This window comes from Hyphomicrobium sp. DMF-1, assembly GCF_027886585.1.
Lineage (GTDB): Bacteria > Pseudomonadota > Alphaproteobacteria > Rhizobiales > Hyphomicrobiaceae > Hyphomicrobium_C > Hyphomicrobium_C zavarzinii.
Genome location: NZ_CP115706.1, coordinates 4,586,966 through 4,608,487, shown reverse-complemented (window position 1 = coordinate 4,608,487; position 21,522 = coordinate 4,586,966). Strand labels below are relative to the sequence as shown.

Annotated in this window: 22 protein-coding genes, 1 tRNA gene and 1 pseudogene; 12 read left to right on the top strand and 12 right to left on the bottom strand. The window is 63.9% G+C overall.

Annotation, left to right across the window (positions count from 1 at the left end; all coding sequences use genetic code 11):
• The first annotated feature begins 121 nt into the window (after positions 1 to 121).
• Both PE058_RS21375 and ychF read left to right on the top strand, forming a co-directional pair.
• Positions 122 to 706: an HdeA/HdeB family chaperone gene (locus PE058_RS21375; RefSeq protein WP_020084689.1), complete on the top strand. Its 585-nt coding sequence runs from the start codon at positions 122 to 124 to the stop codon at positions 704 to 706.
• Positions 707 to 851: 145 nt separating this feature from the next.
• On the top strand, positions 852 to 1,949 hold the full coding sequence (ychF, locus tag PE058_RS21370; RefSeq protein WP_020084690.1) for a redox-regulated ATPase YchF: 1,098 nt from the start codon (positions 852 to 854) through the stop codon (positions 1,947 to 1,949).
• A 94-nt stretch (positions 1,950 to 2,043) separates the two neighbouring features.
• On the opposite strand, the gene PE058_RS21365 is transcribed toward ychF, so the two are convergent.
• The 3 genes from PE058_RS21365 to PE058_RS21355 form a co-directional block, all read right to left on the bottom strand.
• Positions 2,044 to 2,766, bottom strand: coding sequence for a GntR family transcriptional regulator (locus PE058_RS21365; protein WP_156827240.1), 723 nt, complete (start codon positions 2,764 to 2,766; stop codon positions 2,044 to 2,046).
• Between the two features lie 271 nt (positions 2,767 to 3,037).
• A complete protein-coding gene (locus PE058_RS21360) occupies positions 3,038 to 3,325 on the bottom strand; it encodes a hypothetical protein (protein ID WP_156827241.1) in 288 nt (95 codons plus the stop codon).
• Positions 3,326 to 3,609: 284 nt separating this feature from the next.
• The gene (locus PE058_RS21355; RefSeq protein ID WP_020084692.1) at positions 3,610 to 3,876 is read right to left on the bottom strand and encodes a hypothetical protein; all 267 of its coding nucleotides are present in this window, start codon (positions 3,874 to 3,876) and stop codon (positions 3,610 to 3,612) included.
• A 167-nt stretch (positions 3,877 to 4,043) separates the two neighbouring features.
• On the opposite strand from PE058_RS21355, the gene PE058_RS21350 reads away from it, so the two are divergent.
• A complete protein-coding gene (locus PE058_RS21350; RefSeq protein ID WP_271029468.1) occupies positions 4,044 to 4,349 on the top strand; it encodes a hypothetical protein in 306 nt (101 codons plus the stop codon).
• Positions 4,350 to 4,370: 21 nt separating this feature from the next.
• Here PE058_RS21350 and PE058_RS21345 read toward each other — a convergent pair whose 3' ends face one another.
• The 4 genes from PE058_RS21345 to PE058_RS21330 form a co-directional block, all read right to left on the bottom strand.
• A complete protein-coding gene (locus PE058_RS21345; protein ID WP_020084694.1) occupies positions 4,371 to 4,745 on the bottom strand; it encodes a PilZ domain-containing protein in 375 nt (124 codons plus the stop codon).
• Positions 4,746 to 4,882: 137 nt separating this feature from the next.
• On the bottom strand, positions 4,883 to 5,692 hold the full coding sequence (locus PE058_RS21340) for an SDR family NAD(P)-dependent oxidoreductase (RefSeq protein WP_020084695.1): 810 nt from the start codon (positions 5,690 to 5,692) through the stop codon (positions 4,883 to 4,885).
• Positions 5,693 to 5,757: 65 nt separating this feature from the next.
• The gene (locus PE058_RS21335) at positions 5,758 to 6,204 is read right to left on the bottom strand and encodes a hypothetical protein (protein WP_020084696.1); all 447 of its coding nucleotides are present in this window, start codon (positions 6,202 to 6,204) and stop codon (positions 5,758 to 5,760) included.
• 190 nt (positions 6,205 to 6,394) lie between these two features.
• A complete protein-coding gene (locus PE058_RS21330; protein WP_020084697.1) occupies positions 6,395 to 8,074 on the bottom strand; it encodes an acyl-CoA dehydrogenase family protein in 1,680 nt (559 codons plus the stop codon).
• A gap of 294 nt (positions 8,075 to 8,368) precedes the next feature.
• Between PE058_RS21330 and PE058_RS21325 the strand changes: the two genes are divergently transcribed.
• The 3 genes and pseudogenes from PE058_RS21325 to PE058_RS21315 all read left to right on the top strand — a co-directional run.
• Positions 8,369 to 9,247, top strand: coding sequence for a YihY/virulence factor BrkB family protein (locus tag PE058_RS21325; RefSeq protein WP_020084698.1), 879 nt, complete (start codon positions 8,369 to 8,371; stop codon positions 9,245 to 9,247).
• Between the two features lie 107 nt (positions 9,248 to 9,354).
• Positions 9,355 to 9,795 (top strand): lipocalin family protein, encoded by a 441-nt coding sequence (locus PE058_RS21320; RefSeq protein WP_020084699.1) that lies wholly within the window; start codon positions 9,355 to 9,357, stop codon positions 9,793 to 9,795.
• Positions 9,796 to 9,813: 18 nt separating this feature from the next.
• Positions 9,814 to 9,963 (top strand): annotated as a pseudogene (locus tag PE058_RS21315) (DMT family protein); the annotation flags it as partial.
• Positions 9,964 to 10,098: 135 nt separating this feature from the next.
• Here the strand turns inward: PE058_RS21315 and ccrA are convergent.
• The gene (gene ccrA / locus PE058_RS21310) at positions 10,099 to 11,424 is read right to left on the bottom strand and encodes a crotonyl-CoA carboxylase/reductase (protein ID WP_020084701.1); all 1,326 of its coding nucleotides are present in this window, start codon (positions 11,422 to 11,424) and stop codon (positions 10,099 to 10,101) included.
• Between the two features lie 342 nt (positions 11,425 to 11,766).
• Here ccrA and PE058_RS21305 point away from each other — a divergent pair, with 342 nt between their 5' ends.
• The 3 genes from PE058_RS21305 (at position 11,767) to PE058_RS21295 (ending at position 14,627) form a co-directional block, all read left to right on the top strand.
• Entirely contained in the window at positions 11,767 to 12,126 is a 360-nt protein-coding gene (locus PE058_RS21305; protein WP_271029467.1) for a hypothetical protein, read from the top strand.
• Between the two features lie 89 nt (positions 12,127 to 12,215).
• Positions 12,216 to 14,219, top strand: coding sequence for a protein meaA (locus PE058_RS21300; protein ID WP_020084703.1), 2,004 nt, complete (start codon positions 12,216 to 12,218; stop codon positions 14,217 to 14,219).
• Between the two features lie 57 nt (positions 14,220 to 14,276).
• A complete protein-coding gene (locus tag PE058_RS21295) occupies positions 14,277 to 14,627 on the top strand; it encodes a hypothetical protein (protein ID WP_020084704.1) in 351 nt (116 codons plus the stop codon).
• Between the two features lie 16 nt (positions 14,628 to 14,643).
• Here the strand turns inward: PE058_RS21295 and PE058_RS21290 are convergent, their stop codons facing one another.
• Positions 14,644 to 17,163 (bottom strand): autotransporter family protein, encoded by a 2,520-nt coding sequence (locus PE058_RS21290; protein ID WP_271029466.1) that lies wholly within the window; start codon positions 17,161 to 17,163, stop codon positions 14,644 to 14,646.
• Positions 17,164 to 17,482: 319 nt separating this feature from the next.
• On the opposite strand from PE058_RS21290, the gene PE058_RS21285 reads away from it, so the two are divergent.
• The 3 genes from PE058_RS21285 (at position 17,483) to PE058_RS21275 (ending at position 19,220) form a co-directional block, all read left to right on the top strand.
• A tRNA-Leu gene (locus PE058_RS21285) sits at positions 17,483 to 17,569 on the top strand.
• 37 nt (positions 17,570 to 17,606) lie between these two features.
• Positions 17,607 to 18,650: a P1 family peptidase gene (locus PE058_RS21280; RefSeq protein WP_271029465.1), complete on the top strand. Its 1,044-nt coding sequence runs from the start codon at positions 17,607 to 17,609 to the stop codon at positions 18,648 to 18,650.
• A gap of 3 nt (positions 18,651 to 18,653) precedes the next feature.
• Complete coding sequence (locus tag PE058_RS21275) at positions 18,654 to 19,220, top strand: YcgN family cysteine cluster protein (protein WP_442908668.1); 567 nt, start codon at positions 18,654 to 18,656, stop codon at positions 19,218 to 19,220.
• A gap of 222 nt (positions 19,221 to 19,442) precedes the next feature.
• On the opposite strand, the gene msrB is transcribed toward PE058_RS21275, so the two are convergent.
• The 3 genes from msrB to msrP all read right to left on the bottom strand — a co-directional run bounded on the left by msrB (position 19,443) and on the right by msrP (position 21,452).
• On the bottom strand, positions 19,443 to 19,829 hold the full coding sequence (msrB, locus tag PE058_RS21270; protein ID WP_020084708.1) for a peptide-methionine (R)-S-oxide reductase MsrB: 387 nt from the start codon (positions 19,827 to 19,829) through the stop codon (positions 19,443 to 19,445).
• Positions 19,826 to 20,437 carry a protein-methionine-sulfoxide reductase heme-binding subunit MsrQ gene (msrQ, locus tag PE058_RS21265; protein ID WP_442908687.1) on the bottom strand — a complete coding sequence of 204 codons (612 nt, stop codon included), beginning with the start codon at positions 20,435 to 20,437 and terminating at the stop codon, positions 19,826 to 19,828. The genes msrB and msrQ overlap by 4 nt, the downstream gene beginning before the upstream one ends.
• Positions 20,438 to 20,501: 64 nt before the next feature.
• Positions 20,502 to 21,452, bottom strand: a complete 951-nt coding sequence (gene msrP, locus PE058_RS21260; protein ID WP_020084710.1) for a protein-methionine-sulfoxide reductase catalytic subunit MsrP — start codon at positions 21,450 to 21,452, stop codon at positions 20,502 to 20,504.
• Positions 21,453 to 21,522 lie beyond the last annotated feature (70 nt).

Sequence of the window (21,522 nt, the reverse complement as noted above, 5' to 3'; positions counted from 1 at the left end):
GGTCCTGTTACGGAGCCGTGGTCAGGCTCGGTAAAGCAATCCGCATTAGGAGCGATCGATGGTGCACCGATGCGCGCCGATCGCGCTGCCGTGCGGAAGTGGGCTAACCCGGGGGACATATATGCGGCGCCTTTATTCCATCCTTGCCACAGTGCTGCTGCAAGTTGTGGGCTTGAGCACCGCCGCCATGGCGGAAAAGATCGACGTGTCGACAGTGAGCTGCAGCCAGCTCATTCAATCCATCGATTCCGGCTCTGCGAACGACAAGTCCGGCATGGGCGGCATCCTCTATTGGATCGCCGGCTACTCGGTGACCGAGGAGCAGGGCTCCGTGGTCGACTTCAACGCTCTCGGCAAGGACTTCGAGAAAATCCTCGCCGGATGCAAGGAGCGCCCGAAGGTCGGCGTGCTGTCCATCGCTTCTAAGCTGCTCGGCGAGAATGCAACCGCCCATGGCGCCGAGGCGATTGACCTCGCCACCATGACCTGCGAGGCCGCTGTGAACTCCAGCAAGGAGGACGAGGAAGGCTTGGGGTTCATCCTGATGTGGATCGCGGGCTATCACGCCTCGGATTCCGAGGACAAGATCTTCGATACCGACGCTTTCGTATCCAACATGGAGAAGGTCGGCAAATACTGCGGCACCAACCCGAGCGTGGGCCTCCTGACCGCGACCGAGAAAGTGCTGGATGAGGAGGACGAATAACTGTCCTCGTCTGGCTATTTTTCGCCGCCAGGCCGTGATTTCGGGCGGAGGTGCCGCGACACCTCTGCCCGTTCTGCCGTTTTACATTGATCGGCGGCTGGCGGCGGTGTAGGGCGAGCCTCGAACAATTCGAGAGACTTTCCCCATGGGTTTCAAGTGCGGCATCGTTGGCCTGCCGAACGTCGGCAAGTCCACCCTCTTCAATGCGCTGACGCAGACGGCTGCGGCGGAAGCGGCCAACTATCCTTTCTGCACCATCGAGCCGAACGTCGGCGAGGTCGGCGTTCCCGATGAGCGCCTGGAGAAGCTCGCGGGCATCGCCAAGTCCGGGCAGATCATCCCGACGCGCCTCACCTTCGTCGACATCGCGGGCCTCGTGCGCGGCGCATCCAAGGGCGAAGGGCTCGGCAACAAGTTCCTGTCGCACATCCGCGAGGTCGATGCCGTGGCCTACGTGCTGCGCTGCTTCGAGGACGACGACATCACCCACGTCGAGAACCGCATCGATCCGCTTGCGGACGCCGAGGTCGTCGAGACCGAGCTGATGCTGGCCGATATGGAGAGCCTCGAGAAGCGCATCGGCGCGCTCGAGAAGAAGGCCAAGAGCGGCGACAAGGAGAGCAAGGCGCAGCTCGTCGTGATGGAGAAAGCGCTCGTGCCGCTCCGCGAAGGCAAGCCTGCGAGGCTCGCCGACATCACGTCGGAGGAGAAGCCCGCGTTTCTCGCCCTTCAGCTCCTCACCTCGAAACCCGTCGTTTATGTCTGCAATGTGGAGGAGGCATCGGCCGCCAACGGCAATGCCCACTCGAAGAAGGTCGAAGAGAGGGCCAAGGCGGAAGGCGCGGCGTGCGTGATCATCTCGGCCAAGATCGAAGCCGAGTTCGCGGGGCTTCCCGCGGAGGATCGCGCCGAGTTTCTGGCCGAGATGGGGCTCGCCGAGCCCGGCCTCAATCGTCTCATCCGCGCCGGCTATGAGCTTCTCGACCTCGTCACCTACTTCACCATCGGCCCCAAGGAAGCGCGCGCCTGGACTATTGCGCGCGGCACCAAGGCTCCGCAGGCCGCGGGCGTCATCCATACCGACTTCGAGAAGGGCTTCATCCGCGCCGAAACCATCGCCTATGAGGATTACGTGGCGGGCGGCGGCGAAGTGGGCGCGAAGGAAGCCGGCAAGATGCGCCTCGAAGGCAAGGAGTATGTCGTCAAGGACGGTGACATCATGCACTTCCGCTTCGCCAACTGAGCTTTGTAAGTCCTGCGCCGGAACGCCCAGGCCCCGAGCATGGCCGTGCAGATATTTTCTGCAAGAACGGCGGGGGCATCATCGGCTTGGAGTATCACGTGAACTGAACTGTGTAATGCAGGTGCCGCAGGAAGCAGCGTCCGACGCGCCATTCGAGAGCGTCGTGGTTGTCGGAAAAAATCACGCGATCCAGTCTCAGGAGTGGGGTGAGTTCGGGGACGCCGAGTTCTCGGGCATCGGCCTCGTTAGCCGGTACGATGTCGACCTTTTCGTCCGCATGGCCAAGGAGAATGGAGTTCTGCTGGGCCAGAACCGATAGCCGATAGCGGCCAAGCTCCTCCGGCAGGCGGCGAAAGTGCTTTGCTGGAAGCAGGCAGGTCTCCACCATAAACGTCAGCCGGTTGTGGCTTCTCGAGCGGTCGACACGAATGAGTTCGTCGTCCGGACGGACACCCAGACGCTTGGCCTCCTCCACGCTGGCTTGAACGCGCGTGACGGACCTGCCGTGTCGTTCGCCGCTGACACGTTTCCCCTCGCTGTTGCGGATCGTTGAGAAGGGGAATGGAGTATCACTGGAAGCATAGTCGTTTACGAAAGTTCCACGGCCCTGCCTGCGCGTCACGATGCGCTCGATCTCCATCATGTCGAGAGCTTTGCGAACAGTACCGATGCTAATTCCAAGCGACTGGGCCAGTTGGGTCTCGTTCGGAAGGGCGGCCCCCGGCCTCCAGTCACCTCCGGTGATCTTCTGAACGAGAGCGTCGCGCACTTGGATATAGAGTGGCCGCACAGAAAGCCGTGCGTTCAAGTCCGTCATCATGCACCCCCATAATCGACGAAGCATCAGATCAGAACGCTAGCGATACACACGCATATACTCGTGCTTCAAATATATCCATATTTACACGGGGTATGAAAACATCGACATTGTGGATACGTAATTTGTTGAATGTCGTTGTGGATTTCCCGACACTGAAACAAAGAGGACAAAGGTTGATCGTTATCCTATGACCTATGCCTAGCGTCGGCATATGTTTCCGAAATAATTTTATTTACAAATGAATCCGCAATAGCGGAGCGTTGCTTTTTTAAAGCGGGCGCCGATTTGGACGATGTCCTAAAGTAAAATTGGAACTTGCTGGGCTGCTGTCATGAGGAAAAAAGCGAAATAGCAGTCCGAGAGCGAACGCCAGCAACGTGTCGGGGTCGCGCTCGCCGCTGCGAACGCCCGTGATAACAGCAGCAAGGATCAGAGCCCTGCAGTCGGAGATCTCAGGAGCTTCGCCTTCTTCCTCGAGCCTGGCGATGCACGCAGCTGCCAGCGCGTTGTGAAAAACGCGTTCCGCCAGAGGATAGTCGAATAGGAGTTTTGCCATCACACTTTTCCGACCGAGGCAGTGAGTCGTGAATTTGCGATAACCAGTCATGATTCGTGACGGCTGGCGACAAGAGTACGTACTTATACATATGTCAGTATGGGTTTTTCACCGGTATTTTTGCGTCTGGCTTTTAATCGACATGTTTCGCCAGGTGAAAGTCTATTTCACCAGCTTAATTTCGGTGTTCAGTTTGTGCGTGTTGACGGCATTTTTTATGAATAGCCGCGCGGCGGAACGTCTGCCGTGGAGGCCACGTTCCGCCTGAAGCCGAGCCGCTACGGTCAGGAGTGCCGGTAGTCGGGCCGTTTCGGCATATTCGGCAGATGATGAGTGCTGTGGTGCACATAACTATGGTGCACGGTCCTGATGTGAGGCGCTGGAGGCGGCGTCTCGTGCACCGGACCGCCGTTCTGCTCGTCCCAGAAGCTCCAGTTTCCAGGATCGCCGTTGCCATAACCGAGGTAGTTGGCGTTTGCCGAGCTCGTCGCACCGGCGAGCAGGAGCGCCGAGGCACAGCCAGCGGCGAGTTTGATGAAGGTGCGGTTCATGTGATCTACTCCTGTTACGGGATGGTCAGGCCCTCGGGGTCGGGACCTGCGGAACCCGCTGTATAGGGAGACGACGTGTTGCTTCCGGCGCCGCGAGACAAGGCATGCGAGGCTTCTCTACGAAAATGTAAGGTCGAGGAGAGAAGTGCACACCGGGGAGTTTGATGATGAACACCAGGAAAAAAGTCTACGCGTGCGCAGCCTTGTTCGCCCTCGTTTCAAGCTTGGCCGTTGCGGAAGAGCCGTCGAGGGATGCCGGGCGCGAGACCCCGCCAGGCGCCGCGTTGAGCGAGGACGACTGCAGGGCGATCTGGAATCTGGCGGCCGGACGTAGCGATCTCTCGCCCGCTGGCGCGGAGCCTTATATCGACAGCTTCGAAGCCGTCGACACCAATCGCGATCGGAAGATTTCCAACATGGAGTTCAAGGCCGGCTGCAAGCAGGGCCTTGTTCACAAGCGCCGCGCGAACTGATTTACCTCGCGGGAGAATGCTTTAGCGATACGTGCGCGAAGGCGGTCGCGGCTTTCCTTCGAAACGCAATCCCAGCATCTGTCCCTTGGACCAGACCACCTTGCTCTGAATCTCGTGCTTCTCCGTATCGAAGTAGAGACGCACGCCGTCGGCGAGAAGACTGTGCTTCACGGGGTCGCCGATGATCTCGACGCGCGCACCCTTCACCGACAGGTCCTTGATCATGCAGGCGCGGGGCGAAATCAGCTTCTCGGTCCAGAGATATCCGCTGCGCATGCGCTGGGGAACGCGCACGACGGTGCGAAGGTCTTCGGGCTTCTGGGCGGCGGCGGCCCGGCGTCGGGCAGTGTCTTTACCGCCGAATAGTACGCTCGTGATGGTCTCCAGGAGCGGCATGGCCAATCAAACCGTTCAAAATGTTGATGGCGCAGTCCCGATGCTTCGCACGAACTGCGCGCTCGAAATAACATCAGTGGACACACGATAGAGGTCCAAGGTTGAAGAAAGGTGAACTCACCTGTGAATGAGCGGCCTTAGATCTTCTGCGCGAGCCAGTCGGCGAGAGGCGCAGGAAGAAAACGCCGCCCCGCGGCGGCCGCGTAAGTCGGCACCGTCACCATGTAGCGCCGCTTCGGAGACTTGCTCTCGACTGCATGCACGAGCTTCCAGGCAACGGCCTCGGGTTCCAGCTTGAACGTCGATTTCCCACCCTGCTCCATTGCGCTGAGGCGTGCCTGGTAGACGTCCCGATGGGCTGAGCTTTCGATGTCGATCGTCGCACGGAAATTGGCGAGCGCCGTTTCCACGAAACGCGTGCGGATCGGTCCGGGCTCGATGATGGAGACATGAATGCCCGTACCCTTGAGCTCCAGCCGGAGCGCGTCGCTGAGCGCTTCCAGCGCGTACTTCGAAGCACAGTAGGCGCCGCGATAGGGAACGGAAACGAAGCCGAGCACGGAGGAGCACTGCACGATGCGTCCGCCCCCCGCCGCCCGCATGGAGGGGATCAGCCGCCGGGTGAGATCGTGCGTGCCGATCACGTTGACCTCGAGCTGACGGCGCAGGAGATCGGTCGAAAGATCCTCCACTGCGCCAACCTGTCCGTAAGCGCCGTTGTTGAACAGGGCGGTGAGCTGTCCGTCCGTCATCCGGAGCGCTTGCTCCGCACACCATGCGATGGAGTTCGGATCGGCGAGATCGAGATAGAGCACTTCCACGCCGACATCGCGCGAGAGCATGTCGGCGTCCTGCTGCGTGCGCGCGGTCGCGAGGACGCGCCATCCGTGCCCTCTGAGGAGCCGGGCCGAGGCCAGTCCGATGCCGGACGAAGCTCCCGTGATCAAAATGGATTTTTGTGTCATCCGCCGAGGAATAACGGTGCGGCGGCCGGAAGGGAAGGTGCGAGCCCTTACTGCGGCGGATCGCCCGCAACGAAATAGAGCGTATTCAGAAGAATGATCACGCCTGGCTTGAAGACGAGATCCGCCTTCTGGCCCTGGCACGCGATCTGATGAGCGGCCTTTGAATCGAACGAGAGGAAGATGCCGTTCACGCGAAAGCTCTCCGGCGGAGCATCGAAGGTGCAGCCCTTGTCGGTGAAGAGCTTCTTCACGAAGGCCTGGAGCGCCTCTCCGGGCGTGCCGTCTCCCGGCTTGGCGATGGCCTCGATGGCGGGGCGCGCCGCATCCTTGCAGGAGACATAGCGCTCCGCCTCGAACGTGCAGGACGAGAACCAAACACGCCCCGAACCGGGTGCGAAGTCGCTGGCGGGCGGCACCTCCGCCGGAATGTCCTGGGCGTGAGCGGAACCGGCGAGCAGAAGCGCGGCCGCAAGCGAGCGGAGGAGCAGGGGCATCAGAATTTATCCTGGTGTTCCGGGAAGGACTGGAGCTGATGCTGCGAGTGTAACTGTCCGGTTCGGCTGGAAAAAATCAACTATTCGGGAGTTGGCCTTAGCCCGCTGCGGAGAGCCGGTCGCCGCCAGGAAAAAGGGGCAGATGCTCGCATCTGCCCCTCCACATGATCGTCTGAGCCGAAAGGAAGGATCAGCCCTTGTCCTCGAGCAGGCGGCGCGCGATGACCTGCGCCTGGATTTCGGCTGCGCCCTCGAAGATGTTGAGGATGCGCGCATCGCACAGCACGCGCGACACGGGATATTCCAGCGCGAAGCCGTTACCGCCGTGGATCTGCAGCGCGTTGTCGGCGTTGGCCCAGGCGACACGGGCGCCGAGCAGCTTCGCCATGCCGGCCTCGAGATCGCAGCGATGGCCCTCATCCTTCTCGCGTGCGGCGAAATAGGAGAGCTGGCGTGCGATCATGGTCTCGACGGCCATCATCACCACCTTGTTGGCGACGCGCGGGAACGAGTAGATCGGCTTGCCGAACTGGACGCGCTCGAGCGCATACTTGAGCGCGAGGTCCATGGCGCACTGCGCCACGCCCACCGCACGCGCGGCCGTCTGGATGCGTGCGCCTTCGAACGTGTTCATGAGCTGCTTGAAGCCCTGCCCCTCGACGCCGCCGAGCAGGTTCTCCGCCGGCACCTCGAAGCCATCGAAGGAGATGTCGTACTCCTTCATGCCGCGATAGCCGAGCACCTCGATCTCGCCGCCCGTCATACCGTTGGCCGGGAACGGGTTCTCGTCCGTGCCGCGCGGCTTCTCGGCGATGAACATGGAAAGGCCCTTGTAGCCCTTCTCGTCCGGATTGGTGCGCGTCAGCACGGTCATGATATCCGCGCGAACCGGATGCGTGATCCAGGTCTTTTGCCCGGTGATCTTGTAGACGTCGCCCGACTTCACGGCGCGCGTCTTGAGCGAGGCGAGGTCGGAGCCCGTGTTGGGCTCCGTGAACACGGCCGTCGGCAGGATCTCGCCGGTGGCGATCTTCGGCAGGTACTTCTGCTTCTGCTCGGGCGTGCCGTTGTGCAGGATCAACTCGCCCGCGATCTCGGCGCGCGTGCCGAGCGAGCCGACGCCGATGTAGCCGCGCGACAGCTCTTCCGAGACGACGCACATGGCGAGCTTGCCGAGCCCGAGGCCGCCGAATTCCTCCGGCAGCGTGAGACCGAAGACGCCAAGCTCAGCCACCTTGCCGATGATTTCGATCGGGATGTAGGCGTTCGCCAGATGCCACTCGTGCGCATGCGGCACCACTTCCGCTTCCGAGAACGAGCGCATCTGCTCGTGGATCGCGGACATGGTCTCGTCGAGGCCGGAGTTGCCGAAGGTCGTCGCACCCTGCGCGTGCTTGATAAACTCCGCGAGCTTGGCCTTGACGGTCTCCGTGCTGCCCGCCGCGACCACGTCTGCCACGGCATCCTCGTACTTGCGGATGTCGGCCTTCGAGACGCCGAGCGCTTCGGGGCGGATGATTTCGAGCTGGCTCATGGGGATGCCGCCGGCGATCTGTGCGCCGTACTCGGCGAAGGCCGCGAGGAGCAGAAGCTGCTCGAACTCGCCGAAGTTGCCTTCTTCCTTGAGGCGCGCCGCCCACAGGTTCATTTGCCGCAGAGCTTCGACCGTGGTGGCGAGCCAGGCGAGGCCGTGCGCGGCGTGCTGGGCTTCGTCCACGCCGCCGACCTCTTTGATCCTGGCGCGCACGCCTGCCTTGGCGAGGTCCAGCACCCGATCGGCGGCCTTCACGGCCTCGGCGGTCTTCTCGATCAGGCGCTGCGGTCCGGCAGCCAGAAGGTCGCTTCCGGACTTGAGATCAACGGTCGACATGAATTTGAATCCTCCCACCGGCTTTGGGGCGCAATTCGTCCCCCGGGCCCGTCGCGGACCCGTCATTTCAGGACGTCATCTGCAAATTTCCGAGCCTTGCCGTCAAGACAAACTCGTGCCCCAGCGACAGGAACGCACGGGGCCTGACGGGCATTACGCCACGATCCGTTGCGATCGTTAACGAGGCAGGGCATTTCATGTCGAGAGTTGCCCCGGGGACATGGACCTCGGAGGACCCTTTGGACTAGGGTCCCGGCTCGACATTAGACCAAACACCCGCCAGACTGCCTGCCGATGAAGCGTTACCGCACGTTGTTGTCTGCCCTCTACCGGCTCTACGAGCATTCGGGCTTCGCCATGGCCGGTGCTGTGGCGTTTGCCTTCGTGGTATCGCTGTTCCCCTTCTGCATCTTCCTGGGCGGGCTTGCGGGCCTGTTCGGCGGCCGGGAGCTTGCGGCGGAGGCTGTCTCGCAGCTCTTCCACAACCTGCCGCAGGCGGTGGCCGAGGCTCTGGCACCTCAGGTCGATGCCATCATGGGCCAGACCCGCATAGATCTCCTGACATTCGGCGGATTTCTCGCGCTGTTCTTCGCGACGAGCGCGGTCGAGACGCTGCGCGCGGCCCTCAACGGAGCCTATCGCGTGCATGAGACGCGGCCCTATCCGGTCTGTCTGGCGCTCAGCATGCTTCTCGTCCTGATCAGCGGCGCCTCGATGCTGGTATTGACCTGGGCCGTGGTGGTCGGCCCCGCGCTCGCCGCGCAATTCGGGCCCTCGTGGGTGGAGCCGTCGCTGATCCGGTCGATCCTCGATTCCACGTGGCTGGCGCCCGCCGTGCGATACATGCTGGGCGCGGCCGTCATCGGCGCGCAGCTCCTGGCGTTCCATCTCTGGCTCGCCGCTGGCAAGCGCCGCCTCGCGGACGTGTGGCCCGGCGTCACCTTTTCCGTCGTGGTCTGGCTCGCCATCGCGGGCTTCTATTCGTACTATCTTTCGATCAGCAACTATGCGCGCTTCTATGCCGGCCTTTCCCAGCTGATGGTCGCCATGATCTTTTTCCAGGTCACAGCCGTGATCATCCTGCTCGGCGCCGAGGTCAACCGGGGCATCATGGAACTGAAGAAGCTGACCAACGGCAAGCACGAGAGCGAGCCGCGTCGAAACGCGGCCTGACCGGGCGCACATCCCGAAGGCGTGAATTTCACTTCGCCGGATTCGAAAATAGAATCTCCCCTCAGCCCGGAGCGGTTCGAGCCCGCGAGGGCACAAAGGGAGAGTTTATGGAACATCGAAAGCAGAATGCCCGTCCGGGTCTGGCGGGACGCCGAGGCATCGCGCTCGCCTCGCTTGCGGCAATGGTTGGCGTCTCGTCCTCGGCGGGCGCAGGTGACGACAGCGCGATTCCCAATCTTGTCGGGACCTGGGTCGGCGAGAACCGCACTATCTCCGACAAGAAGGGTTACAAGACCTGGAGCGAGAAGAAGGTTGTGATCACCGAGCAGCAGGATCGCCGCTTCCGCGGCAACTTCACGTATGCGGACGGCACCAAGAACTTCTTCGGCGTGATCTATCCGGACAACCTGTCCTTCACCTGGGTCGCGCCGAACGCCAAGGGCTACAACCACGGCCGGATCCTGGGACCGGATCGCATCGGCGCCTGCTACGTGGAGGCTGGCGAGGAAGCGACGGCCGGATGCGCCGAGCTTGTCCGGCAGAAGTAGAAGCCTGTTGCACCGGTCCTGCTGCTCGCAGCGTCCAACGTCTTCATGACGCTCGCTTGGTACGGCCACATGAAGTTTACCGACAAACCGCTTTGGATTGTCATTCTCGCGAGCTGGTCCATCGCGCTCGCCGAATATTGCTTCGCGGTCCCGGCCAATCGGCTGGGCTCGCGGTCTACACCGTCGCCATGCCCGAGACGCGCGACGGTCACTCGTTGCCCGCACTGGGTCCGACTGCGGCCTAAAAGAAAAGGCGCGGCAAACCTGCCGCGCCCCGATCTTTCTCGCGCTGCTTTTGGCGAGCTAGCCGTGACGAGCCTGGCTGGCCTCGATCACGTCCTCGAACGTGCGCAGGCCCGTGGTGGGCGCCTGAACCAGCACCGCCATGTTGCCGGGCTTGTGCTCGTTGCGCATCATGCGCATGTGGGCCTTGGGAATCTGCGCCCACGAGAACACTTCCGACATGCACGGATCAATGCGCCGCTCGACCACCAGCTTATTGGCCTGCGAGGCCTGCTGGAGGTTAGCGAAGTGAGAGCCCTGCACGCGCTTCTGATGCATCCAGAGATAGCGGGCATCCATCGTGAGATTGTAGCCGGTGGTGCCGGCGCAGATCACGACCATGCCGCCGCGCTTCACGACCTGCACGGAGACCGGGATCGTCGTCTCACCCGGGTGCTCGAACACGCAGTCGACGTTCACGCCCTTGCCGGTGATGTCCCAGATCGCCTTGCCGAAGCTGCGCATCTCCTTCAGCCATTCGTGATACTCGGGCGAGTTCACCTTCGGCAGCTGGCCCCAGCACTTGAAGTTCTTGCGGTTGATGACGCCCTTGGCGCCGAGCTGCATGACGAAGTCACGCTTGTCGTCATCCGAGACGACGCCGATCGCGTTGGCGCCCGACGTCGCGCAGAGCTGCACGGCGAACGCGCCGAGACCGCCGGCCGCGCCCCAGACGAGAACGTTGTGGCCCGGACGCAGCACGTGCGGGCGATGGCCGAACAGCATGCGGTAAGCCGTGGCGAGCGTCAGCGTGTAGCAGGCCGCTTCTTCCCACGTGAGATGCTTCGGGCGCTCGAGCAGCTGGCGGTCCTGCACGCGGCAGAACTGCGCGAAGCTGCCGTCCGGCGTCTCATAGCCCCAGATGCGCTGGGAGGGCGAGAACATCGGGTCGCCGCCGTTGCACTCCTCGTCGTCGCCATCATCCTGGTTGCAGTGGATGACGACTTCATCGCCGACCTTCCAGCGTTTCACCTTGGAGCCGACGGCCCAAACGATGCCGGACGCGTCCGACCCGGCGACGTGGAAGGGCTGCTTATGGACGTCGAACATAGAGATCGGCGTGCCGAGCGAGGCCCAGACGCCGTTGTAGTTGACGCCGGCCGCCATCACGAGAACGAGCACGTCGTGGCTGTCGAGCTCCCAGGTGGGCACGACCTCGACCTGCATCGCCTTGTCAGGCTCACCCTGGCGATCCTTGCGGATGGCCCACGCATACATGTTCTTCGGCACGTGGCCGAGCGGGGGGATCTCACCGATCTCGTAGAGGTCTTTCTTGGCAGCAACTATTGCAGGCGCAGCCGGAGTGACCGTGGTGCTGCCTTTTGTTGCGGCGCTTTGGCTCGACATGCTCTCGTCTCTCCCTGACGCGAAGAAGGGTCCCGCGGTCCATGATTGTGCTGGATCCCGTTGACCGGATGTCCCAGAAACCATGGCCCTAACCGGTCAGTGGAGGCGGCTTTTTGAAGCGCCTCCGTACCGTCGGCCTCGTTTCAAGCACTTTTTGGCGCCGCAATAAAGAGTTTGTCGCGGCGACATTGGAGACGATCCTCAATTGAAACCCCGGCCGTGGCGGGACCCGGAAACGGGAGGGCCACACCGCGAAGCCCCGGCAACTCATACGAAGAGTTAATGAACGCGCGCTATCAATGGCGGGTTTCAGGGTTCGAGCTGCATTTTACGGGAGCTTCCATGGGGCACGAGGCTGTTTTCAAGGTTCTGGACGACATCGCCATGGCCGACAGCATGAGCTACTGGATCGTCGCCGCCTTGACCCTGTTGGTCTTTATGGTGATGCGCGCGATGCTCCCGGTGAAGGGGTTGGCGGCCGTGTTTGCCCCCGCCATCTTCTGGGGCGGCCTCACCGGAATCTATGCCTTGAACCACCTTGGCTTTTCCGTCAGCACCGAAAAAAGCGCAAACATCGTCGTGCAGGCTGGGCTGGGCATGATCGTGGCCCTCCTCGTGATGCTGGCGCTGACCCGTCTGGTGGAGGCCGCGACCCGCATCCGCACGCCTCTGACCAACGATCCCAAGCGCCTGCGCGCCTGACGCTATCCCCGTGACGAATTAGACTTTTGCCTTGCGCGTGCCGGCCGGTACGCTATGGGAAATCGTGAATGCGCGCGAGGGGTTTGAGAATGTCGGAAAAATCGGGTGGGGGTTCGGCTGGCAAGGGTCCGGTTCGGGATAAGCCCTGGCTTTTCCGGACCTATGCGGGCCACTCAACGGCTGCCAAGTCGAACGAGCTTTACCGGAAAAACCTGGCCAAAGGGCAGACCGGCCTTTCGATCGCTTTCGACCTGCCAACCCAGACTGGTTACGATTCGGACCACGAGCTTGCCAGGGGCGAGGTCGGCAAGGTCGGCGTGCCGGTTTCGCACCTGGGCGATATGCGCCGCCTGCTCGAGGGCATTCCGCTCGACCAGATGAACACCTCGATGACGATCAACGCCACCGCGGCGTGGCTGTTGTCGCTCTACATCGCCACGGCCGACGAGACCGGCGCGCCGCGCGTCAAGCTCACCGGCACGATTCAGAACGACATCATCAAGGAGTATCTCTCGCGCGGAACCTACGTGTTCCCGCCCGAGCCCTCGCTCCGCCTGATCAAGGATACGATCGTCTTCTCCTACCGCGAGGTTCCCAAGTGGAACCCCACGAACGTCTGCTCCTACCATCTGCAGGAAGCCGGCGCGACGCCGGTGCAGGAGCTCTCCTACGCGCTCGCCACCGCCATCGCCGTGCTCGATACGGTGAAGGCCTCCGGCGAGGTTCCGGATGAGGAATTCGGCACCGTCGTCGGCCGCGTTTCCTTCTTCGTGAACGCCGGAATGCGCTTCATCACCGAGATCTGCAAGATGCGGGCGTTCGGTGAGCTGTGGGATGAGATCACGCGTGAGCGCTACGGCGTCACCGACGCCAAGAACCGCATGTTCCGCTACGGCGTGCAGGTTAACAGCCTCGGCCTCACCGAGCCGCAACCCGAGAACAACGTCTACCGCATCCTGCTCGAGATGATGGCGGTGACGCTTTCGAAGAAGGCCCGCGCCCGCGCCGTGCAGCTTCCCGCCTGGAACGAGGCGCTGGGTCTGCCGCGTCCCTGGGATCAGCAATGGTCGCTGCGCATGCAGCAGATCGTCGCTTACGAGACCGACCTTCTCGAGTACGGCGACATCTTCGACGGCTCGGCGGAGATCACCCGCAAGGTGGAGGAGCTGAAGGAGCAGGCCAAGGCCGAGCTCGCCACCATCGAGCGCATGGGCGGCGCGATCGCGGCCATCGACTACATGAAGCGGCGCCTCGTCGAGAGCAACTCCTCGCGCGTGCGCCAGATCGAGACCGGCGAGCAGATCGTCGTCGGCGTGAACAAGTGGACCGAGACAGAGCCGTCGCCGCTCACAGCCGGTGAAGGCGCGATCATGGTGGTGGATCCCGCGGTCGAGGCAGAGCAGGTCGGCCGCCTGAAGGCCTGGCGCGAAGGGCGCGACGCGAAGGCCGTCAACAAGGCCCTGTCCGATCTCGAATCGGCGGCAAAAGAAGGCCGCAACATCATGGAAAGCTCGATCGCCTGCGCCAAGGCCGGCGTGACGACGGGCGAATGGGGCACGACGCTGCGCCGCGTGTTCGGCGAATACCGCGCTCCGACCGGCGTGGCCCAGGCGGCGCCCGAGCGTGCGAGCACGGAGCTGGACGGCGTCCGTGCTTCCGTGGAAGCCGTGTCGAACAAGCTTGGCCGGCGCATCAAGTTCCTGGTGGGCAAGCCGGGCCTCGACGGCCACTCCAACGGCGCCGAGCAGATCGCCGTGCGCGCCCGCGACGTCGGCATGGAGGTTGTCTACGAAGGCATCCGCCTGACGCCCGCCCAGATCGTGCGCGCCGCCGTGGACGAGAGCGCCCACGTGGTCGGCCTGTCGATCCTTTCCGGATCGCACGTGCCGCTGGTGTCAGAGCTGATGGATCGCATGCGCAAGGAAGGGCTTGCGGACATTCCTGTCGTCGTGGGCGGCATCATTCCGCCCGAGGATGAGGTCAAGCTCAAGAGCTTCGGCGTGGCCGCAGTCTACACGCCGAAGGATTTCCAGTTGAACGACATCATGGCCGACATCGTGCGCCTGGTCGAAGGGCACGAGAAGGCGGCTTGAGCAGTCAAGTGCGGCGAAGCCTCGTGTCGGCCCGCCGGATCCTCGAGGGATGAGCACATGCGCGACGAAACCAGACGCAGGCTGGACCAGAAGCTCTTCTACGACCGTCTGAAGTGGATCGGCGCGGGCGTGGCCGCGGCCGGTTGCGTGGCTGGCGGGTTCTGGCTGACCGGCCTCGATGCCAACGTCGAGACGCGCCGCGTTGCGGGCGTCGTCGAGAATGTCGGCCCGCTTGTCGGCGCCAAGAGCATCGCCATCGAGGAAGGCCTCGCCGTCGACGTGAAGCTGGCGGACGGCCGCGTTGCCCACGTCATGGCACTCAAGAAGACCGATCCGCACGTGGGCGACCACGTGGAGGTTGCCGAGCACATCCACGGCACCGGCCGCACCACCTTCTCCTGGAAGTAAAGGCTCCCGGAGCCCCTCAGAACCGCCAGAGCAACGTACCCCGGACACCGTGATCCTCGGTGTCTCCGGCAAGCTGGCCCGTGTAGGAAATTCCCAGCGTCGCATCGGCGCTGAGGCCAAGGTCGAGCCCCGCTTCGATCAGCGCCGCATCCTGGGCGAGCGGCACGCCGCTGACGCCGAACCCTGCGCCCGAAGAGACGAACGACAACGCGAGCCCCGGCGCGACCCTGTCGAAGGCATGCTGCCACGCCACCGAGACGCGCGGCATCACCTCGAGGCCGCCCGCATCGAAGCGCGTCGCCGCGCGGAAGCCGAGGGTCGAGAAGGTCACGCTCTCCGTATTGCCGGAAGAGCGAAGCGCGGCGGATGAGCCGGTCTCGACGAAGCCGTCCGTGTCCGTGTGAACGTAAGCGAGCCCGGCAAACGGCTCGATCGCCAGGCGCCCGGAGCTGAACGGCAGGGCGGCCTCGGCGAAGATCTGCCCCGTGTCGCCGTCGTAATTCGCGTCCGCTCGCTCGGTGAAGCCGGGGAACACGATGGCGCGGCTCGTATCGATCTCGTGCCACGACCAGGCGAGGCCGGACCGGAGGGCCAGCGCCCCCACCGGGCCGCCCGCATAGGCGGCAAGGTGATAGGTATCGACCTCGGCCGTGGAGCGGCGTGCGTTGATCGAGGAGTTGGCGTGTGCGTAGCCCGTGGCGAGACCGGCCCGCCAGGATGCTCCGATGGCGGCATCCATGCCTGAGACGAAGCCGCCGAGCGCGCGCTCGGCCGCAGCCGCGTTGCCGTCGCTGTCGTAGTCGCCCCAGGAGCCGTAGCCGTGTGTCCAGAAGGTGAGCCCCCGGTTGATCGCAGGCGCGGGCTCCGCGCTGCCACGGCCTGCGCCGAGGGCCATGCGCCCGGGAGGCGCGAGATCGGCGACGATAGCCGGGCCGCTGCCGCCGAGCATGGGGGAGCCGCCGCTATGGAACGCCTGTGCAAGACGCCCGAGCAGCGCGTCGCGCACGTGGCGGCTGTCCTCGACGAGAAGCCCGCCGAGCGTCGCGTGCACCTCGCCCGAAAGTGCATCGAAGGCCGCGCGTGCGCCATCGCGCGTCTGCCCCACCACGCTCTGATAGGTCGGATCGCTGCTCGCGAGACCGTCGATCGCGCCTGCGACGTTGCGCTGGTTCGGGGTGAGCGCGACGTCGGCGAAGGCGGTCGCATTCCGGCTGAGCGTCAGCTCCAGTTGGCTGCCGCCACCCGCGAACGACACGGTGGGATCGAGAAAGGCGAACGGACTGACGAACGTCGCGAACGAGCCGGAGATCGGCCCGCCCGCGCTGTCGATGATGAGATAGCTCATGCCCGGAACGTAGCGTCCGGGCTCTGTGATCACGCGCAGCACCGCGCCCGTGAGGTCGACCGTTCCTGTCGCGACCACGCGGTCGCTTTGGCCGGCCGCGTTGATCTCCACTTCGAGCACCGCGCCCGCCGAGAGGATGTAGTCGCCGACGGTCTGCGTTCCGATGGAGTTGCCCGGCGCGTGGACGCCGCCCGCGAGCACAGTGGTGTCTCCGAGTGTGCCCGTGCCGGAGAGCGTCGCTCCGCTCTGAACCGTCACGTCGGACTGAGCGATCGAGCCGTTCACCACCAGCTTGCCCGCTTCGACGAGGGTATCGCCGGTGTAGGTGTGCGTTCCCGTCAGCACGGTCGTGCCGGTGCCCATCTGCACCACCGAGCCGGCATCGAAAACATCGTCCTCGATCGACCCCGTGAACACGTAGATATCGGAGCGGTTGAAGGCCAGCACGCCGCCGTTGGTCACGTTGCCGATGATGGAGCCGGACGCTCCACCGTTGCCGAGCTGCAAGGTCGCGCACACGCAGACGAGCGTGCCGCCCGTGTAGGTGTTGTTGCCCGACAGGATCATCGTGCCGTTGGTGAAACCCGCATTCATGATCGCGACGCCGCTCGATCCGCTGATCGTGCCGGAGAACTCCGTGCTCGATCCGTCGTCGACGATCAGGCCGAGCTCGCCGCCGTGGGTGACGACGCTGCCGCTGCCCTTGAGGTTGTGAACGTAGGCGATGGGGCCGTTGAGATCGAGCGTTGCGCCCGCTTCCACGGTGGTGGAGGCCGCGCTCGCGAGGAGCATGACGAGGCCGATATCGCCGCCGAGCGTGCCGCCCGCGACCACCACGCGGCCATCCGGATGCGACGATCCGAAATCGGTATTGATGAGGATGGTGCCCGTTGCCGTGGACGATCCGAACACCGCCGTGCTGTCCGCATCAATGCCGATGAAGGTGCCGAGGAAGCTCGGCCCGAACTCCACGATCTGCCCCGGCGCGGCCGTGACCGTACCCGTCTTTCCGTCGAAGAAGCCGAGGTTGTTCTCGAGCGCCGCGCTGATGTTGAAATGCAGCGATCCGCCTTCGATGTTGATGTCGTCGGTGCCGAGCACCGAGGCATCGTTGATCACGACCGGCGTGGTCACGTCGATGGCCCATGCCGCTCCGCCGCTTCCCGCCAGCAGGCAGGCAGCGAGGCTCAAGGTGCCACGGAGCGGACGAGCGATACCGCGAATGACGTGAGGTCTCCCTACGGGAATACGCGGCACAAGTCTTTGATCTATCTTGCGGGCGCAACCTGTCCCGATACAGATGATCCGATGTGACAGCGTAACGGATGCCGCTGCTCACCCGAAGCCCGGACCGTCCCTAGGGGCAAAGGGAGCGGTGAATAGTGCCGTTCTGTAGCGTCGCAGCCACATTTATGTCCGAGATTTCAACAGAGCGCCCCGCAAAGCAAGGCTTGCAACCCCGCCTGAGCCCAGGTAGAGGCTGAGGACGAAGCGATTGAAAAGCCTCACAGCCTCTGTGGCGGAATCGGTAGACGCGGCAGACTCAAAATCTGTTGTCAGCAATGACGTGCCCGTTCGAGTCGGGCCAGGGGCACCATTTTCCTGATCTCTGTCCGGACGAGTCACGCAGCGACATGACCATCCGTCCCGGCCCGCGCAATCTCATCACCGACGTCGACGGCATTGCTGTCGGCAATGCCCACTGCGCTTCGGTGAGTAGCGGCGTCACGGTCGTGCTTCCGGAGCGGCGCGCGGTTGCGGCCTGCGACGTGCGCGGAGGCGCGCCGGGCACCCGCGAAACCGACGCGCTCGACCCGACCTGCTTAGTCGAAGCGGTCGACGGCATCGTCCTTTCCGGCGGCTCGGTTTACGGCCTCGAGGCCGTGTCCGGGGCCGTCGCCTGGCTCGGGGCGAGAAAACGCGGCTTCGCCTTGGGAGAGACGCCGCACGTTTCGCCCGTTGTGCCCGGCGCCGTGCTGTTCGATCTTCCCAACGGCGGCGACAAGGCGTGGGGCGAGATGCCGCCTTACCGCGCCTGGGGTATCGAGGCGTGCGAGCGCGCGGACAGCCACTTCGAGCTTGGCAACGTTGGCGCCGGAATGGGCGCCATGGCAGGCAACATGAAGGGCGGCCTTGGCTCCGCGAGCGCGTATGACGGCGAGATCCAGATCGGTGCGCTCATCGCGGTCAACCCGTTCGGTTCGCCCGTGATCCCCGGCACCGGGCATTTCTGGGCCGCGCCCTACGAGCTCGAGAATGAGTTCGGCGGCCGGGGCTGGCCGAGCCCGATCCCGGCCGTGTCCGCCGAGGACCCGGTCCGCGGCAGCCGGTTCGACATCGCGCCGGCCGCGCCCGGCACCAACACCACCATAGGGCTTGTCGCGACCAACGCGATATTGACGAAATCGGAGGCGCGGCGCATCGCCATCATGGCGCAGGACGGCCTTGCGCGCGCCGTGCGGCCGATCCATTCGCACGTCGACGGCGATACGCTGTTCGTGCTGGCGAGCGGGCACGTGGCGCTGGCGGAGGACGCAAGCGCGCGCCTGATGCAGCTCCTGCGCCTGGGTGCCGTCGCCGCCGATTGCGTGGCGCGCGCCGTGGCTCGCGGTGTGTACGCGGCGGCTGATCTGGGCGAGGCGGCGTGCTATCGGTCGAGATACCCTGCGAGAGATTGAGACGTGAGCAAAAGCTCCAAGCCCAAACCGGAGAAGCGCGAGCGGACGCCGCGCAAGAGCGCCCCCCGCAGCCGCGCCAACCCCGCGCGGCGCGCCGTATCGGACGAGGCCGTGTGGGCGCCGGAAGGCGCGGAAAAGCCCTTCTGGGAAATCAAGACCCTCAAGCAGATGACGGCGGAGGAGTGGGATTCGCTCTGCGACGGATGCGGGCAGTGCTGTCTCGTGAAAATCGAGGAGGAGGACACCGGCACCGTATATCTGACGCGGCTCGCCTGCGGTCTGCTCGACATCGGCTCGTGCCGCTGCAAGGACTACGAGAACCGCTTCGAGAAGATGCCGGATTGCCTGAAGATCGATTTGCGGCGCGTTCGCACGTTGTCTTGGTTACCCGAAAGCTGTGCCTATCGCCGCCTGGACGAGGGACGCGGTCTCGCCTGGTGGCACCCGCTTATTTCCGGCGATCCGGAAACAGTTCACGAGGCTGGCGTTTCCGTGCGCGGCTGGGTTCGCAGCGAGGAAGGCATCCCCGAGGATGAGATCGAGCGCTACATCATCGGCGAGGCAACCTGATTTTTTGGGAACCTGTTTCGTTCTGGCGCGTTCAATAACCAGACGGGCGCCATCACCCGGCGAACGTCAGGCGCCGAAAGGTGCTGCCCCGCTCTGGAGCTGAAACACGCTTCACGGCGGGGTCTGCCTTTTGTGCGGACCGATCTTTTGTCCGGACCGATGTTGAAAGTGGATGCGCCCGTTGAGAGCGCACCTGCCGGCGATAAGAAGCGCTCCGTCGCTCTAGGCGCCGTCCTTCTCGATATTGAGGCACACCGAGTTGATGCAGTAGCGCTTGCCTGTGCCCGTCGGCCCGTCGTCGAACACGTGGCCGAGGTGCGAGCCGCACTTCGCGCAAGTCACCTCCGTCCGCACCATGCCGTGCGAGGCATCCCGGTGATAGGCGACGGCGCCGGGAAGCGCCTGATCGAACGACGGCCAGCCGGTGCCGGAATCGAACTTCGTATCCGACGCGAAAAGCTGATTGCCGCAGGCCGCGCACGTGAACTTGCCGTGGTCGTGCGTATTGAGATGCTCGCCCGTGAACGGCCGCTCCGTGCCGCCCTGGCGCAGCACGCGATACTGCTCGGGCGTGAGCTTCTGACGCCAGTACTCCTCGGTATCTGTCATGGGTTTCCTCGCTTCGTGTTCGGATATGGAGTGAATGTGGTTCTGCGGCCGCGATCCGCAAGCCGGAAGAGCAGCAGCATCGCGACGATCGCTGCATAGACGAGGGGCTCCGGCGGCCAGGCTTTCACCAGCATGATGAAATGCACCGCCGCCGCCGCGGCAGCGAGATAGACCCAGCGATGCAGCCGCTGCCACGCCGCGCCGCCGAGCCGCTTGATCATCGTCGCGTTCGACGTCGCCGCCAGCGGAATGAGGATCAGGAAGCTCAAGAGCCCGATCGTGATGTAAGGCCGCTTGAGGATGTCTTTCAAGATGAGGTGGAGGTCGAAGCCTTGATCGAGCGCGACGTACACCGCGACGTGAAAGAGCGCGTAGAGAAACGCGAGCACGCCGAGCGTGCGCCGGTAGCGGATGAGATTGGGGCCTCCGAGACGGCGAAGTGGCGTGATGGCGAGCCCGGCAACCAGGAAGCGCAGCGCCCAGAGGCCGAGCGAGCGCTCGAGCACCTTGAGCGGGTCTGCGCCGAGCTGGTCGGAAACGGCGAGATAAAACGTCCAGGCCGCCGGCACGAGTCCGAGCCCGTAGAGCGCCCAGCTTCCAGGTCCGATCCACGACGGCCAAAGAGCCCGCGTGGCGTGCGGCCGCGGCCGGTCGCTAACCTTGGCGAGGGTCTCAGTAGTTGGCACGGAGATCCAATCCTGCGTAGAGGTGAGCGACCTGCTCGCCGTAGCCGTTGAACATCTGCGTGGGCCGCCGCTTCGCGAACAGTCCGCTTCCTTCGCCGATGCGCCGCTCTGTCGCCTGGCTCCAGCGGGGATGATCGACTTCCGGGTTCACGTTCGAATAGAAGCCGTACTCGTTGTCGGCTTGCGATTGCCACGTCGTCGGCGGCTGCTTTTCGACGAGCGAGATGCGCACGATCGACTTGATGCTCTTGAAGCCGTACTTCCACGGCACCACCAGCCGAAGCGGCGCCCCGTTCTGGTTCGGCAGCGTCTCGCCGTACATGCCGGTCGCGAGGATCGTCAGCGGATGCATGGCTTCGTCGAGCCGAAGCCCTTCGAGATAGGGCCACGGCAGCGGCTGGAAAATGCCGCGCTGTCCGGGCATCTCGTCAGGCCGAACCAGCGTCTCGAAGGCGACGTATTTCGCGCTGCCCTGCGGCTCCACGCGCTTCAGGAGATCCGCCAGAGGAAAGCCCACCCAGGGGATGACCATAGACCAGCCTTCGACGCACCGCAGGCGGTAGATGCGCTCCTCGAGCTTGGCATGGCCCAGGATGTCCTCGAGCGTGTAGGTGGCGGGCTTGCCGACGAGCCCGTCGATCTTGACGGACCAGGGCGCAGTGGTGAGCGTATGCGCCTTGGCGGCCGGATCGGCCTTGTCGGTGCCGAACTCGTAGAAGTTGTTGTAGCTCGTGGCGTCGGCCTTGCGCGTCGGCGTCTCGTCGGTCGAGAACGGGCTCTTGGTGAACGCCAGCATGGCAGCCCGGGCCTGTTGCGGCCGAAGCGCGGCCAGCGCCGACAACGCCAACCCGCCCTGCAAAAGCTCGCGCCGCTTCAGATAAATCGCGCGCGGCGTGATCTCAGAAGACGGAATGTCGGACGCCTTGCGGATAAGCACGGGGAAACCTCATTCAGGGTTTGGCGGACCAGTGTGCATTTTGTACGTTCCACCCGCACCTTGGTTTCAA

Bases quoted from the DNA above. Each gene is read 5' to 3' on its own strand.
- PE058_RS21350 (WP_271029468.1), top strand. From the start codon at position 4,044: ATGAACACCAGGAAAAAAGTCTACGCGTGCGCAGCCTTGTTCGCCCTC.
- PE058_RS21330 (WP_020084697.1), bottom strand. From the start codon at position 8,074: ATGTCGACCGTTGATCTCAAGTCCGGAAGCGACCTTCTGGCTGCCGGA.
- PE058_RS21355 (WP_020084692.1), bottom strand. From the start codon at position 3,876: ATGAACCGCACCTTCATCAAACTCGCCGCTGGCTGTGCCTCGGCGCTC.
- PE058_RS21280 (WP_271029465.1), top strand. From the start codon at position 17,607: ATGACCATCCGTCCCGGCCCGCGCAATCTCATCACCGACGTCGACGGC.
- msrB (WP_020084708.1), bottom strand. From the start codon at position 19,829: ATGACAGATACCGAGGAGTACTGGCGTCAGAAGCTCACGCCCGAGCAG.
- PE058_RS21345 (WP_020084694.1), bottom strand. From the start codon at position 4,745: ATGCCGCTCCTGGAGACCATCACGAGCGTACTATTCGGCGGTAAAGAC.
- PE058_RS21365 (WP_156827240.1), bottom strand. From the start codon at position 2,766: ATGACGGACTTGAACGCACGGCTTTCTGTGCGGCCACTCTATATCCAA.
- PE058_RS21375 (WP_020084689.1), top strand. From the start codon at position 122: ATGCGGCGCCTTTATTCCATCCTTGCCACAGTGCTGCTGCAAGTTGTG.
- PE058_RS21325 (WP_020084698.1), top strand. From the start codon at position 8,369: ATGAAGCGTTACCGCACGTTGTTGTCTGCCCTCTACCGGCTCTACGAG.
- PE058_RS21335 (WP_020084696.1), bottom strand. From the start codon at position 6,204: ATGCCCCTGCTCCTCCGCTCGCTTGCGGCCGCGCTTCTGCTCGCCGGT.
- PE058_RS21360 (WP_156827241.1), bottom strand. From the start codon at position 3,325: ATGGCAAAACTCCTATTCGACTATCCTCTGGCGGAACGCGTTTTTCAC.
- PE058_RS21305 (WP_271029467.1), top strand. From the start codon at position 11,767: ATGGGGCACGAGGCTGTTTTCAAGGTTCTGGACGACATCGCCATGGCC.
- PE058_RS21320 (WP_020084699.1), top strand. From the start codon at position 9,355: ATGGAACATCGAAAGCAGAATGCCCGTCCGGGTCTGGCGGGACGCCGA.
- PE058_RS21295 (WP_020084704.1), top strand. From the start codon at position 14,277: ATGCGCGACGAAACCAGACGCAGGCTGGACCAGAAGCTCTTCTACGAC.
- ccrA (WP_020084701.1), bottom strand. From the start codon at position 11,424: ATGTCGAGCCAAAGCGCCGCAACAAAAGGCAGCACCACGGTCACTCCG.
- ychF (WP_020084690.1), top strand. From the start codon at position 852: ATGGGTTTCAAGTGCGGCATCGTTGGCCTGCCGAACGTCGGCAAGTCC.
- PE058_RS21300 (WP_020084703.1), top strand. From the start codon at position 12,216: ATGTCGGAAAAATCGGGTGGGGGTTCGGCTGGCAAGGGTCCGGTTCGG.